Genomic DNA, 13,886 nt, shown 5'->3' on the forward strand with positions numbered 1-13,886 from the left:
GCTAAGCCTTTCAGCGCCGATGGTACTGCAGGGGGGACCCTGTGGGAGAGTAGGACGCCGCCGAACTCCTTTTATGGCTCCGGTTCTTGAACCTTATGGTTCAGGAACCGGAGCCTTTTTGCGTTGTCGTGGTAGTGGGGGCTTCTTGCCCGCGTCGGCTGCCCGCGCCGGTTCTACGAGTTCACCCGCGGCGGGCGTTTGGAAGAGGCTGGTGGCTATGGGCACGGTGTGGCTCTGAGCTGCAGCGATCAGGGGTGAGGCGGGCTAACGGAGACCGCGGTGGTCGAGGCGGTGGATGAGGCCGGGGCGGCGTTGATGGTTTTCGCGGAGGTGGGATAGCCGTCGTCGGAAATCTGTGTCTCGGCCGGTGTGTGCGTAGGCGTCGCGCAGCTCCGCGAGGAGGTCGGTGGCCTGGTCGTAGGCACTGGTCTTCTTGGTGGCGATATGTGCTTCGATCTGCTGCCAGGCGGATCCGGCCTCGCTCGCGAGGGCGGTCAGATGTCGGTCGCGGGCTTTGGCCCGTTCGCGTTCGATGTGCTGTTGGTGCTCTGTGCGTAGGGTGCGGGCTGCGTCCAGGAGTTGGGCGGCGGAGCGGTATCCGGGGGTGGCGGCGAGGGCGATGGTGCCGCGCAGACGGTGCAGCAAGTCAGTGTGCAGCCGGGGTTCCGGGCCGAGGGCGAGCCGGAGCAGCAGCGCGTCCTTTTCCTTCTGTGGCATCGCGGCGATGAGCGGGGCGAGTTCCTTCTTCGTAGGCTTGGCCGGTTTCTTGGGTATGGTGGAACTGGCCTGGGCGGCGGCTTCCAGGAGGTCGTTGTCCACGCGCAGGAAGTCGGCGAGCGCCCGTTGTGGAGCGGTCAGTTCGCCGAGCCCGGCCGGGACGGACGGTTCGGACCGGGTTTGGTGTTTCTCTTCGTCATCGTCCTCAAGTTCCCGGGCGGAGAGTGCGGACAGCCACGCGAGGTAGAGGGGGCGCAGGTCGCCCGCGGCGAGTTCGTCACGTACGCCGATGAGGGAGGCCAGTGAGTCGTCAGCGCCCTCGATCCAGTCACCGTCTTCGTCCTCGCTGGTGAGGTCGAGGAGGAGGTGAGTGCGGGTGGTCCAGGCGTCGACGTGGAAGTCCAGGCAGTAGGGCCGCACCGTGGGCAGGTTCAGGGTTTGCCGGGGAAGGCGGAGCGTCAGCCGGTGGGTACCCCAGTTGGTGACGTACAGGTGGGCGTCGAAGTAGCGCTCGACCAGGCGGCGCGGATCGCCTCTGAAATCACCCCAGTTGTAGGTGTTGGTGAAGCTGGTGGCGGTGATCCGGGCCCGGGTGGAGAGGGACCGCGGCTGCTCCTGTTCCGCATGGCTGAGCTGCCGGTCGAGGGCTTGAAACTCGTAATACTGGTACTCGCTCACAGGGCGGACCTTGTCGCCGCCGCGGGCGGGCGTGGACGTTGAGCGACCGCGGAGGCGGCCGGGTGCCGGACGCAAACACCGTAGGGTGAGTCGAGGCGAGCGGTTCCGGGGAGGAGCGGGCTGTGGCGGGCGTCTGGACCGAGCGGACGACGGAGCACGGGGCAACGGCGGAACTGCCGGCGGTGCTACAGCTGGTGGCCGCGGGCAGGCTGCGGTGCAGCAACAAGACGATGCGCCCCTCCGCGGCCACGATCCGCGCGCTGGGAGAGGTTCTCACCGACGGTGACTTCTACGAGGGCGAGGCGGTCAGGGCCTTCGCTTGGCCGCTGTTGCTGCAAGCCGGCGGTCTCTCGGAACTGTCCAGTGGCCGACTGGAGTTGACCGCGCGGGGTCGCAGGGCGCTGGCCGGGCCTGCCCACGAGACGGTCCGCCACTTGTGGCGGCGCTGGCTGAACCGCGGGGTGCTGGATGAGTTCAGCCGTATCGAGGAGGTCAAGGGGCAGCGCGCGGCGAACGTCCTCAGCGCGACGGGTCCGCGCCGCCAGGCGGTGGGCGCGGCGCTCGCCGAGTGTTGCCCGCCCGGGGAATGGGTGACGGTGGACGAGCTGTTCAAGGCGATGCGGGCCGCAGGGTACGACCCATGCCCGGTCCGCTCCGATCGGGTGCTGTGGAAGCTGTACCTGGAGGACGCGCAATACGGCAGCCTCGGATACGACGGACACCACGACTGGTCGGTGCTGCAGGGCCGTTACACCCTCTGCGTGCTGTTTGAGTACGCGGCCACCCTCGGGCTCGTCGACGTCCGGTACGTCGCTCACGTCTGGACGCTGTCCACCGTCTCCCTGCTCAAGGCCCTGCACACGGGCCGCGGCCTGGAGGAGTTGCGCCGCTTCCTCACCGAGAACAACGTAGGGGACGAACTGCCGCAGACCGTCACGGCGTTGCTGGCTGAGGCGGCCTCTCGTACCGAGAAGGTTCGGGATCTGGGGACCTGCCACGTGCTGGAGTGCGTGGACGAGGCGCAGGCCGTGGTGATCGCGAGCGACCACGGGGCGGGCGCACTGTGCTCACGGATCGGTCGGCAACACCTCATGGTGGCGCCGGGTGACCTGCCGGCCTTCCGTGCTTCGCTGTTGAAACTCGGTTGCGTACTGCCTGCTCGGCTCTGAGCCGAGGTACCGGCTGTTCGCAGTGGTGTGGCAGTACGGCCGGGCTCGGGCATGGCTCACCGATCAGGGTTATCGCTACCGACTGGCGTCGCCGGGCGACAACTGACCTGGGTGCTTTCACGGGTCCCAACGCCGGTAGGCGGCAATCCATCCAGCCCCTCGGGCGCCGTATCCGGCACCGGCAAAGGAAGGTCGAGAACTCCCATCGCGCGCCGATACCTGCCGCGCGTACAGACCGCCACGATCTGGTTGCCGGGCAGCAGTCCACTTTCTTCACGGTGACCTCGACCCCGAGTACGACCGTCAGGCCCGGACTCCTCTTCGAGCTACGCGATCGGCTTCAGGCGATTCCTGGTAGGGGATTGGCTGTTCCTGGTGCTGAATTGCCCAGGTGCCGACCCCTCTTCCCCTTGAAACGTACTGCGCACTGGGCACTTCGCGGTGACGGGCTCGTTCCGTTCGCCGAGACGCTGGGATGGTTCCGGCGGCAGAGCCTGTGATGACCCGTCCGTGGCGAGATCAGGGGAGAGAAAACTTCGGTGAGGCTCGTTGCCAGCGCTCTGGAGCCCCGCCTCCGAGCACGAGATGGAGTTCCTGGTCGAGCGCTGGGTCGCGGAGAGACATCGACAAGGACCGGGTGGACATCGACAGTCTGCAGGAGGACATGAAGAACAACCACGGAACCCGCCAGGACCCGGCGAACAAGGCCCTGGGACGCGCCAAGTGAGCCCGAACCGGTGGGCAAGGTGCCGCTCGGTGCCAAAGCCGTCGTAGCCGTAATGGGCAGCCGCTGGTGCGGCGTGCTGAACGTGCCGGGCGACGGCATTCTGCGGGCCGGCGTGGTGGTTGGCTGTGCGAACCGCGTCGTCGATGGCGTCGGCGGCAAGGCGGACTGCACTCACTGGATGACAGTCAACTGCCGGACCCTGCAAGGCGGAACGGAACTGTTCACCATCGAGGCGGTCGACGAGGACCACCGGCGTCCCGACGTGGATTCCCGTTGGAGGGAGGGGGCGGCTGCGCATTGGGATTTGGCGGAGGCCGGATTTCGCTCGCTGCGGAGTGAGCTGCGGGCGTCTCGATACTTCCTTCATCTCGATACGTCCTTGTGTTCTCGGCCTTGTAAGGAAGGCGGCCGGGTCTGGTGCAACGAGGGTGTGTTGGCGGGGATGTGAGAGAATTATGGTGGGCTGAGTAGCCAATTGGCTGGGGAGTATCGGTAATTGAGGTAGAAGCGCAGCTCGGAAACATTGCGAGGAGCCTTGGTCGGGCCTGAGGGCGCTTTGGTGTTTCCCCCGCCGTTTCCGGGTCCGTTTCCACAGGCGTTTCCGTGTACGGGCTGGGAAGCGACACCCCACTCCCGCCCGTAACCGCAGGTCAGGCACGCATCGAGCCGCCGGCGGAAGAGCGCGACTGTTTATCTGTGCAGCAAAAGCATCCCGATCTACCTATGACGGCCCTCGCAGTGGCGGATCTGGGGCGGTGGAATCTGGTCGGTCTCGATTCGGTGCGGACGGTCGGTGGGGGTGTCGGGTTTGCTCGATCGGTGGTGGCCGCTCTGGAGCTGTTGGGCTCGTGGTGGCGGTCTGAATGGTCTGTTCAGGCGGCGACGTGGGGCCGTAGGCCCGGCGCCTGCCGCCTGGGCTTCAAGGCGGCGGTGTTCCGGCTGGGGTGTGCGTTGGGGGCGCAGAGCTGGACGTGACCCTCCGCGCCGTAATGCAACTGTCCTTATGCCACTCGGGTTCGAACAAAGAAGATTCTGGGCTTCCTGAATACGGTCGAGCAGCGCGGTGGCTCAGTAGTGGCTCGCTCATGGTTCGGCGCTGGCTCTCGCCTTTCTGGGCTGGGTAATTCGGCTACACGAGAAGCTCTGCTGGTATGAGGCGTTCTTGGCCAAAAGGCCCTCGGTTGGGTATCCGATCTGGGTGAGTCCAGAGGCCGCTTCCGGGCAGCTGACTCTGCTCGCCCCTGACGGTATGGATGCAGCCTTGACGTTCCCCACGAGCGGTCCTTGGTCTGGGGCGCCGGAAAGGACGACGCCCTGGGCGCCGAGTTTCTTCAGGCGCCGAGCCAGGGCTTTGAAGTCGGCGAGGGCCGCTGCTGGCGGTGTTGCTGGTGCTGATGGTGCGTGGTCCGAGGTTGCGGGCGTAGGGGGAGTCGGTGAGGGCGTGGAGTGCGGGTGGCGCGGTTCGCGATGCGAGACGTTTACGGCCCGCTGCGCTCCAGGTGGCACCGTCCCCCGGCGCCCAGTCGCCGCGATCTATGCCTGCTGCGTCGAGGGCGGTTGCCGACCTTGAGCGTCGGATGGAGGCCAAGGGAGACCTCGCGGCGGTGTTTGAGATCGGCTGAGGCCCCGGGGAACTTCGCTGCGCATTTGCCGCGGTCACGCGCAGAAAGCCGGTGACAGTGGGACGGCGCCGGGCCCTCCCGTCATCCGCAGGGGAGGGGCCGGCGTTCTTCCGTGTGTGGCCACATCTGCTCTGACCAGCAAAAGGGCCCTCCCGGAGGAGGGCCTTGGCTGGCGCCCCCGGCAGGACTCGAACCTGCGGCCAAGTGCTTAGAAGGCACCTGCTCTATCCACTGAGCTACGGGGGCCGGTGGTGGGCGTGGATCACGGACCGCGGACCAGGATAGAGGTCCGGGTGCCTCGTCCCGGTTGCTTCACCTCCGTGGCACGTTGTGGAGGTTCGGTGAAGCGATCCCGATAATCGCAGGCAGGTACGAATCCTGCACGGCTTTTGGCGTCTCGCGCGGCGGGTGTTGTGTACTCGTTATGCCTGCGTCTCGGATTTACTGAAAATCCTATATGTCCCTTTCTTCTTCTGCGTGATTCTTGCGGCGCACACAAGGGGCTATACGCTTCAAAAAGCTACCGAAATTGGGCATTCTTCACATGTGGCGACCTTGGACGTAGGACCCCGGCTGATCGATGCACTGTCCGTTCTGCGGGACCGTGTCGACGCCGCACGTTTTCCGCTGCCGCTCGGGGGCGCCGCCCGCGCCCGGCGTAACCGGGCCGAGCTGCTCTCCCAACTGGACGACTATGTGATGCCCCGCCTGCGCGCCCCTAAGGCACCGCTCCTCGCCGTCATCGGGGGCTCCACGGGGGCGGGCAAGTCCACCCTGGTCAACTCGCTGGTGGGGCGGCGGGTCTCGGAGGCGGGGGTGCTGCGGCCCACGACCCGTACGCCGGTGTTGGTCTGCCATCCCGATGACCACTGCTGGTTCGCCGGGCAGCGGGTGCTGCCGGGGTTCACCCGGGTGTGGGTGCCGGAGCAGGACGGCGGCGAGGGGACCGCGCGGGGCGATGGCGGGGAGGCCGGGAGCGATGCGCGGCGCGGTCGGGACGGGCGTGACCCGGGGGCGCCGACCGTGCGGGTCGAGAGGGATTCCGCGCTGCCCAGTGGGTTGGCGCTGCTGGACGCCCCGGACATCGACTCGTTGGTGGCCGGCAACCGCGAGCTGGCGGCCGAGCTGATCTGCGCGGCCGACGTCTGGGTGCTGGTCACCACGGCGGCCCGGTACGCGGACGCGGTGCCCTGGCATCTGCTGCGCACCGCCAAGGAGTACGACGTCACGCTGGTCACCGTCTTGGACCGGGTGCCGCACCAGATCGCCCCGGAGATCTCCGCGCGGTACGCCGAACTGTTGCAGCGTGCCGGGCTCGGCCATGTGCCCCGCTTCACCATTCCTGAGCTGCCCGAATCGGCGGGCGGGGGCCGGGGGTTGCTGCCCGCGACGGCGGTGGCCGGGCTGCGGGAGTGGCTGGAGAGGCATGCGCAGGACCCCGTGGCCCGTAGTGCGGCCGCTGAGCGGACCGCCTCCGGGGTCCTCGCCTCGTTGCGCAGCCGGCTGCCCGCGCTGGCCGGGGCCGCCGCCGCGCAGCACGCCGCGGCGCTGCGGCTGGCCGGCCGGGTCGAGGAGGCGTACGAGGAGGCCGCGGAGCGGGTGCGGGGCGAGGTCGCGGCCGGCGAGGTCCTGGCCGGCGACGCCCGCGCGCACTGGCACGCGCACCGGCTCGGTGGCCGCGCCGACGAACTGCTGGACGCGCTGACCCAGGGTCTGACCGCGCTGCTGGCCTGCGCCGTCGAGGCGGCCGACGAGCGGGCGGCGGGGGCCTGGCGGCACGATCCCGCCGCGGCCGAGGTGGCGCGGACCGCGGCGGACGGGGCCGCGGGGGCCGCCGGACGGATCGGCGTGGTCGTCCGGCGTTGGCGGCGCTGCCTGGAGGAGCTCGCCGAGGAGGAGACCCGTGAGGCGCGCGGCGGCCAGGCCGGTGAACGGAACGACCCGGTGGACGCCGAGGAACCGGCGGCCCTGCTGGCCACCGCGCTGTTGGGCGGGCGGCGGGCCCGTACGGCGGGGGAGAACCTCGCCGACCTTTTGGGGGCGCAGAGCGCGCTGCGGTTGTGCGACAAGGGCGCGCGGCTGCTGACCACGTACCTGGAGCGCGCCCTCGACGGTGAACGGGAGCGCCGGCTGGCCCCGTTGGACCGGTTGACGGTGGCGCCGGACCAGCAGGCCGAGTTGATCGCCGCGCTGTCGGTGGTGCAGCGGGAGCAGCGCCGGAGGCGCTCCGTGGACCGGGCGGACCGGGCGGGTCAGTGGGAGACGGAGCGCGGGCGCCCGGCGGCGGACCGCTGTGAGCGGGAGGCGGTGACGGGGTGAAGGAGTCCGCGGAGCGAGGGGCGGAGAGCAGGGTGAGCGAGCTCGTGATGAGCGAGGAAGGGGAGGGCCAGGGCACGGCGTGGGGTGAGGGGGCGCGGGACGGCGGCGCGTGGGACGACGGGGTGATTGCGCGGCGGGTGCGGCGCAGGGCGTCGAGGGGCGGGGGGCAGGCAGAGGTGGGCGCCGGCGGGGCGGGAGTTCCGTTGGTGGCGGGAGAGAGCAGCGAGGCCGATGGCGTGGAGCGATCTCGCGGGGTGGGCGGGGCAGTTGATGCTTCTGTCGCCCGGGGGACGAATGCGGGTGTCGATGAGGGTGGCGTCGAGGTCGATGCCTGTGGGCCCGGCTACAAGTGGGTGCCCGGTGGGGCGCGACGGGCCGTAGGGGAGGGCCTGCGGTCCCGTTTGGACGCGTTGCGGGAGTTGATCGCGCTGTCCCGGAGCCGGTTGGACGGGACGGCGCTGGACGAGGCCGGGCGGGTGCTGGAGACGGCGGACGAGCGGTACCGGCTGTCCGGCGAGCACACCGTCGTCGCCCTCGCGGGGGCGACCGGCAGCGGGAAGTCGTCGCTGTTCAACGCCCTCGCGGGGGCGCCCCGTTCGGAGGTCGGCGCGCGCCGACCGACGACCGGCGAATCGGTGGCCTGCGTCTGGTCCGGTGGCCGGCCGGGCGCGGAGGGGCTGCTGCGCCGCCTCGGGGTGCCGGTGCACCGCCGGCACACCCCCGCACAGGGCAGTCCCGAACTGGCCGGGCTGGTCCTGCTCGACCTTCCCGACCACGACTCCTCGGCCACCAGCAACCGCGAACAGGTCGACCGCATGCTGAAGTTGGTGGACGCGGTGATCTGGGTGGTGGACCCGGAGAAGTACGCGGACGCGGTGCTCCACGAGCGGTATCTGCGGCCGTTGGCGGGCTACGCCGAGGTCACGTTCGTGGTGCTCAACCAGGTGGACCGGCTACCGGGCGACGCCGCCGACCAGGTGGTCGACGATCTGCGCCGACTGCTGGACGAGGACGGGCTGGCGCTCGGCGAGCACGGGGAACCGGGGGCGGAGGTCATGGCGCTCTCCGCCGCGACGGGTGAAGGGGTGGCGGAACTCCGGGAGGCGCTCGCCCAGTTCGTCGCCGAACGGGGCGCGGCGGACCGCCGGTTGACGGCGGACGTGGACGCCGCGGCGGAACGGCTGCGGTCGGCGTATGTCGCGGAGAGCCGGGTGGGGCTGACCGAACGGGCCAGGGAGGAGTTCGACGACCGGCTGGCCGAGGCGGTGGGGGCGGCGGCCAGCGGGCGGGCGGCGGAACGGGACTGGCTGTGGCTCGCGGGGCGGGCGTGCGGCTCACCGTGGTCGCGGCTGCGGTCCCGGCGGAAGGGCCGGAGAGCGGCGCGGCCGGGCGCGATGACGGCGGCGGGCAGGGGCGGCAACGGCACGGGCGCGGTGCGGATCGCCGGGCCGCGTACCGGGGCGGAGGACGCCGGCGCCGAGGCGGGCCGTGGTGAGGAGCGGCTCCCCAACGAGGAAGCGCGTCGTATGGGGGAGGGGCGAGGCGGAAGAGGACGTACCGCCTCCGCGGCGGTGGTTGGCTCCGGGTGGGGTGAAGACGGGCGGGCGGCGGCCCGGCCGGTGGTGGAGCAGGCGGTCCGGGGTGTGGCGGTCGAGGCCGCGCAGGGGTTGCCGGTGCCGTGGGCGCAGGCGGTGCGGGAGGCGGCGGTGCGGGGCGCCGAGGAGTTGCCGGAGGCGTTGGACGCGGTGGCGGCCGAGGCCGAGGAGGCGTTGCGCCGCGGGCCGGAGGGGAAGCCGCGGTGGTGGTCGGTGGCGGCCGCGCTGCAGGGGTTGCTTTTCGTGTTGCAAGTGGTCGGTGTGTTGTGGGTGTTGGGGTCTGTGACGGGTGTGGTCGCGACGTCGGAGTGGCTGTCGGGGCTGGTGCCCGCCGTTGTGGGCTCGGTGGGCGGGCCGGTGTTGACCTGGCTGTGCGGGCTGGCGGCCCGGGGGCCGGCCCGGCGGTACGGGCAGGAGGCCGAGCGGCGGCTGCGGGGGGCGGCGGCCGGGTGCGGGCGGGCGCGGGTGCTGGAGCCGGTGGCCGCGGAACTCCTGCGGTACCGCGAGGTGCGGGAGCGGTACGCGGTGGCGTCGGGCGTGTGAGGTGGCGCGGCGGCGCGGTGGACGGGGTACCGAACTCCTCGGGTGGGTGGCGGAGTTGTCCACAGGTGGGACTGTTCGCCGGCGGGACTGTCCACAGCCCGCCGCGGCCCGCGCCGATTCCGTGCAGCATGGATTTCGCGAAGCCCGGCGCGAAACCGCACGGAGCCACGTGGCGCCACACGGAACCGCGGGGCGGCATCGCAAAGCAGCGCGGCGCGTGGAAGCGACGGCTGAAGCGGCGACCGAAGCAGCGAAGTGAAGCCGAACTGAAGGGGGCTGTTGAAGGGGGCTGTTGGAGGGGCGTGCTGAAGCGGCGCCATAAAGAAGGAACGACGCGACGAAGCAACGCGGAAACGGGGGACTTTCATGAACGACACGATGGTGACACTGGTGGGGAACGTGGCCACGGCGGTGGAGCACCGGGAGACCGCGGCGGGAGTTCCGGTGGCGCGGTTCCGGAGGGCGGCGACCTCGCGGCGGTGGGACCGGGCACGGGAGTGCTGGACCGACGGGGAGACGAGTTTCTACACCGTGCGGTCCTGGCGCGCGCTCGCGGACAATGTCGCGGCGTCGGTGGCGGTCGGCGAACCGCTCGTCGTACAGGGGAGGTTGCGGGTGCGGGAGGGGGAACAGGCGCCGGAGAAGGGGGGACAGCGCTGGTTCGCGGTCGAGATCGACGCCTTCGCGATCGGGCACGACCTTTCGCGCGGGACGTCCGCATTCCGGCGGGTGGTGCGGGTGCGGAATGTGTCCGAGGGAACTCAACGAGGGTCGGAAGTGGGGCCGTTGGGAAAGGTTGAATCGGATACGGCGACGGGAATGGGGGCGCCGGTGGATCGTCCGGCGGCAGCGTCGACAGGGGCGGCGAGAGGGCCCGGCAATTCGCCACAGAAGGTGTCTGTGCCCTGAAAACGCATCAGTGATTTGTCGATAATGCCGGCCCGTGATGCAGGTATTCGGTAACGATTGCGATTCGGATCGCTTATAGGACGCTATTACCGGGGGGCGTGATGCGCCCGCTCCATAGGATCCGACGGGTACTCACGGGGGCTGACCAGGCTGACCAGTTCGGCCGCTGAGTTCTTGGGATCTTTCCGGCGAGGCTCCTCTCAAGCCGACCGCCTCGCCCAGAGGGGAAATCATGCTTTCGATGAAGGGGCGGGGCGCAGCCCGCCTTGCCGCCGCGGTCGTGGCCTCGGGCCTGATCGCGGCGGGCACGATAGCCACCGCGGGGACCGCCGCGGCGGACGACCCGGCCATGTCGCACGGGGGCGCCACCGCGACGCTCGGCGGGCTGAAGACCTTCGACCAGGCCGTGGTGCACGGCAACGGAGGGGACCAGCGCATCGGTGCCGGTCTCTTCGAGATGTCGGTCGACAACGGCGGCACGCTGCAGACGTACTGCATCGACATACACAACCCGACGCAGCAGCAGGCGCGTTACCAGGAAGTGCCGTGGAGCGCCTCGTCGCTGCACGACAACGCGGACGCGGGCAGGATCCGTTGGATCCTGCAGAACTCCTACCCGCAGGTGAACGACCTGGCGGCGCTCTCCGCCAAGGCCGGTGCCGGGCAGTTGTCCGAGAAGACCGCCGCGGCCGGCACCCAGGTCGCGATCTGGCGCTTCTCCGACCACGCCAGGGTGGACGCCGTCGACCCGGCCGCCGAGAAGCTGGCCGACTACCTGGAGAAGAGCGCGCAGAGCGTCTCCGAGCCCAAGGCGTCGCTGACCCTGGACCCGCCGGCGGTCTCGGGGAAGTCCGGCAGCAAGATCGGCCCGGTCACCGTGCACACCAACGCCGACAGCGTCACCGTCTCCCCGGCGTCGGACGTGCCGGCCGGCGTGAAGATCGTGGGCAAGGACGGCAAGCCGGTCACCAGCGCCGCCGACGGCACCCAGTTGTTCTTCGACGTCCCCAAGGGGACCGCCGACGGCCACACCTCGCTGACCGCGCAGGCCGCGACCAAGGTCCCGGTGGGCCGGGCCTTCACCGGTATCGGTGAGCACGCCAAGAGCCAGACCCAGATCCTGGCCGGCTCCAGCGAGTCCACGGTCTCCGCGGCCGCCACCGTCTCCTGGAAGAAGCAGGGCGCGATCCCCGCGATCACCGCGGAGAAGAACTGCTCCAAGGGCGGCGTGGACGTCACCGCCACCAACAAGGGTGACCAGGCGTTCCGCTTCCAGCTCTCCGGCAAGGACTACGAGGTCGCGCCGGGCGCGTCCAAGACCGTGACCGTTGCGGTGGGCGAGGACCAGCCGTACCAGATCACGATCACCGGCGCGGAGGGCTTCAAGAAGACCTTCTCCGGCGTCCTGGACTGCAAGACCGCGGGTACCACCGGCCAGCCCTCGCCGCACCCCAGCCCGGCCTCGGCCGGCGGCACCAGCGCCGGCAACACCGGTGGTCACGGCACTGACCTCGCCGAGACCGGTTCCAGCAGTGCCACCCCGGTGATCGCGGGTGTCGCGGTCGCCCTCGTCGTGGTCGGCGGCGCGGCGGTGTTCTTCCTGCGCAAGAAGAAGACCCGGGCGTGAGCACGGCATCCGCGTAAGCGGGTCAGGCGGTGGCAGTCAGCCGTCACCGTCGTACGCGACGCGGTGACCACCGGTGAGCGGGCCGTCGGCACGCCGTGAGCGGGTGGCCACCCGGCGCGCAGCGCGAAGGCCCCGGAGCGCAACGTCCGCTCCGGGGCCTTTCGCCGTCCATCTCCCGGAACCCGTTTCCGTCCTGCGATGGACGTACGGCAAGATGGGGTGTATCTGCCTTCGCGCGGCCACGCCGCACCACGGCCCACGCGGCGGAGCCACCAGACCACCTGATAGATCCAAACTGCCGGACGGTTTCTCTTGGCTGAGTACATCTACACGATGCGCAAGGCGCGTAAGGCGCACGGCGACAAGGTCATCCTCGATGACGTGACGCTCGCCTTCCTGCCGGGCGCGAAGATCGGCGTCGTGGGCCCCAACGGCGCCGGTAAGTCCACGGTGCTGAAGATCATGGCCGGTCTTGAGCAGCCGTCGAACGGTGACGCCTTCCTCTCGCCCGGCTACACCGTCGGCATGCTCCTCCAGGAGCCGCCGCTCGACGAGTCCAAGACGGTCCTGGAGAACGTCCAGGACGGCGCGCGCGAGGTCATGGACAAGCTCAAGCGCTTCAACGAGGTCGCCGAGCTGATGGCGACCGACTACTCCGACGCGCTGATGGAGGAGATGGGCAAGCTCCAGGAGGACCTGGACCACGCCAACGCCTGGGACCTCGACACCCAGCTCGAGCAGGCCATGGACGCGCTGGGCTGCCCGCCCGGCGACTGGCCGGTCACCAACCTCTCCGGTGGTGAGCGCCGCCGCGTCGCGCTGTGCAAGCTGCTGCTGGAGGCGCCCGACCTGCTGCTCCTCGACGAGCCCACCAACCACCTCGACGCCGAGTCGGTGCAGTGGCTGGAGCAGCACCTGGCCAAGTACCCCGGCACCGTCGTCGCCGTCACCCACGACCGGTACTTCCTCGACAACGTCGCCGGCTGGATCTGCGAGGTCGACCGCGGCCGCCTGCACGGCTACGAGGGCAACTACTCCAAGTACCTGGAGACCAAGCAGACCCGTCTGAAGGTCGAGGGCCAGAAGGACGCCAAGCGCGCCAAGCGCCTGAAGGACGAGCTGGAGTGGGTCCGCTCCAACGCCAAGGGGCGGCAGGCCAAGTCCAAGGCCCGTCTGGCGCGTTACGAGGAGATGGCCGCCGAGGCGGACAAGATGCGGAAGCTGGACTTCGAGGAGATCCAGATCCCGCCGGGCCCCCGTCTGGGCAACGTCGTCGTCGAGGTCAACAACCTCAGCAAGGCGTTCGGCGAGAAGGTCCTCATCGACGACCTCAGCTTCACGCTGCCGCGCAACGGCATCGTCGGCGTCATCGGCCCCAACGGTGCCGGTAAGACCACGCTGTTCAAGATGATCCAGGGCCTGGAGACCCCGGACGCCGGCAACATCAAGGTCGGCGAGACCGTCAAGGTCTCCTACGTCGACCAGAGCCGCGAGAACATCGACCCCAAGAAGACCCTGTGGGCCGTGGTCTCCGACGAGCTCGACTACATCAACGTCGGCCAGGTCGAGATGCCCTCGCGGGCCTACGTCTCCGCGTTCGGCTTCAAGGGCCCGGACCAGCAGAAGCCGGCCGGCGTGCTCTCCGGCGGTGAGCGCAACCGCCTCAACCTCGCGCTCACCCTCAAGCAGGGCGGCAACCTGCTGCTCCTCGACGAGCCGACCAACGACCTCGACGTCGAGACGCTGTCCTCCCTGGAGAACGCGCTGCTGGACTTCCCCGGCTGCGCCGTGGTCGTCTCCCACGACCGCTGGTTCCTGGACCGCGTCGCCACGCACATCCTGGCGTACGAGGGCAACTCCAAGTGGTTCTGGTTCGAGGGCAACTTCGAGTCGTACGAGAAGAACAAGATCGAGCGGCTGGGTTCCGACGCGGCCCGTCCGCACCGGGCGACGTACAAGAAGCTGACCCGGGGCTGACCG

At 69.8% G+C, this 13,886-nt stretch carries 8 protein-coding genes and 1 tRNA gene; 7 read left to right on the plus strand and 2 right to left on the minus strand.

The features are described 5' to 3' along the window. Positions 1-264: 264 nt before the first annotated feature. Positions 265-1,395, minus strand: coding sequence for a hypothetical protein (locus tag ACIQU6_RS37125; protein ID WP_403486144.1), 1,131 nt, complete (start codon positions 1,393-1,395; stop codon positions 265-267). 122 nt (positions 1,396-1,517) lie between these two features. Between ACIQU6_RS37125 and ACIQU6_RS37130 the strand changes: the two genes are divergently transcribed. Continuing rightward, entirely contained in the window at positions 1,518-2,564 is a 1,047-nt protein-coding gene (locus ACIQU6_RS37130; protein ID WP_403486145.1) for a hypothetical protein, read from the plus strand. 737 nt (positions 2,565-3,301) lie between these two features. Next, entirely contained in the window at positions 3,302-3,739 is a 438-nt protein-coding gene (locus ACIQU6_RS37135) for a hypothetical protein (RefSeq protein WP_403486146.1), read from the plus strand. Positions 3,740-5,083: 1,344 nt separating this feature from the next. On the opposite strand, the gene ACIQU6_RS37140 is transcribed toward ACIQU6_RS37135, so the two are convergent. Next, positions 5,084-5,159, minus strand: a tRNA-Arg gene (locus ACIQU6_RS37140). Positions 5,160-5,468: 309 nt separating this feature from the next. Between ACIQU6_RS37140 and ACIQU6_RS37145 the strand changes: the two genes are divergently transcribed. The 5 genes from ACIQU6_RS37145 to ettA all read left to right on the plus strand — a co-directional run bounded on the left by ACIQU6_RS37145 (position 5,469) and on the right by ettA (position 13,883). Continuing rightward, a complete protein-coding gene (locus ACIQU6_RS37145; RefSeq protein ID WP_403486147.1) occupies positions 5,469-7,232 on the plus strand; it encodes a dynamin family protein in 1,764 nt (587 codons plus the stop codon). A 32-nt stretch (positions 7,233-7,264) separates the two neighbouring features. Then, positions 7,265-9,370, plus strand: a complete 2,106-nt coding sequence (locus ACIQU6_RS37150) for a GTPase (RefSeq protein WP_403486148.1) — start codon at positions 7,265-7,267, stop codon at positions 9,368-9,370. A gap of 366 nt (positions 9,371-9,736) precedes the next feature. After that, entirely contained in the window at positions 9,737-10,279 is a 543-nt protein-coding gene (locus tag ACIQU6_RS37155; RefSeq protein WP_403486149.1) for a single-stranded DNA-binding protein, read from the plus strand. A gap of 241 nt (positions 10,280-10,520) precedes the next feature. Then, positions 10,521-11,906 carry an LAETG motif-containing sortase-dependent surface protein gene (locus tag ACIQU6_RS37160; RefSeq protein ID WP_403486169.1) on the plus strand — a complete coding sequence of 462 codons (1,386 nt, stop codon included), beginning with the start codon at positions 10,521-10,523 and terminating at the stop codon, positions 11,904-11,906. 312 nt (positions 11,907-12,218) lie between these two features. Next, positions 12,219-13,883: an energy-dependent translational throttle protein EttA gene (ettA, locus tag ACIQU6_RS37165; protein WP_403486150.1), complete on the plus strand. Its 1,665-nt coding sequence runs from the start codon at positions 12,219-12,221 to the stop codon at positions 13,881-13,883. Positions 13,884-13,886 lie beyond the last annotated feature (3 nt).

Source organism: Streptomyces sp. NPDC090442 (genome assembly GCF_044769405.1).
Lineage (GTDB): Bacteria > Actinomycetota > Actinomycetes > Streptomycetales > Streptomycetaceae > Streptomyces.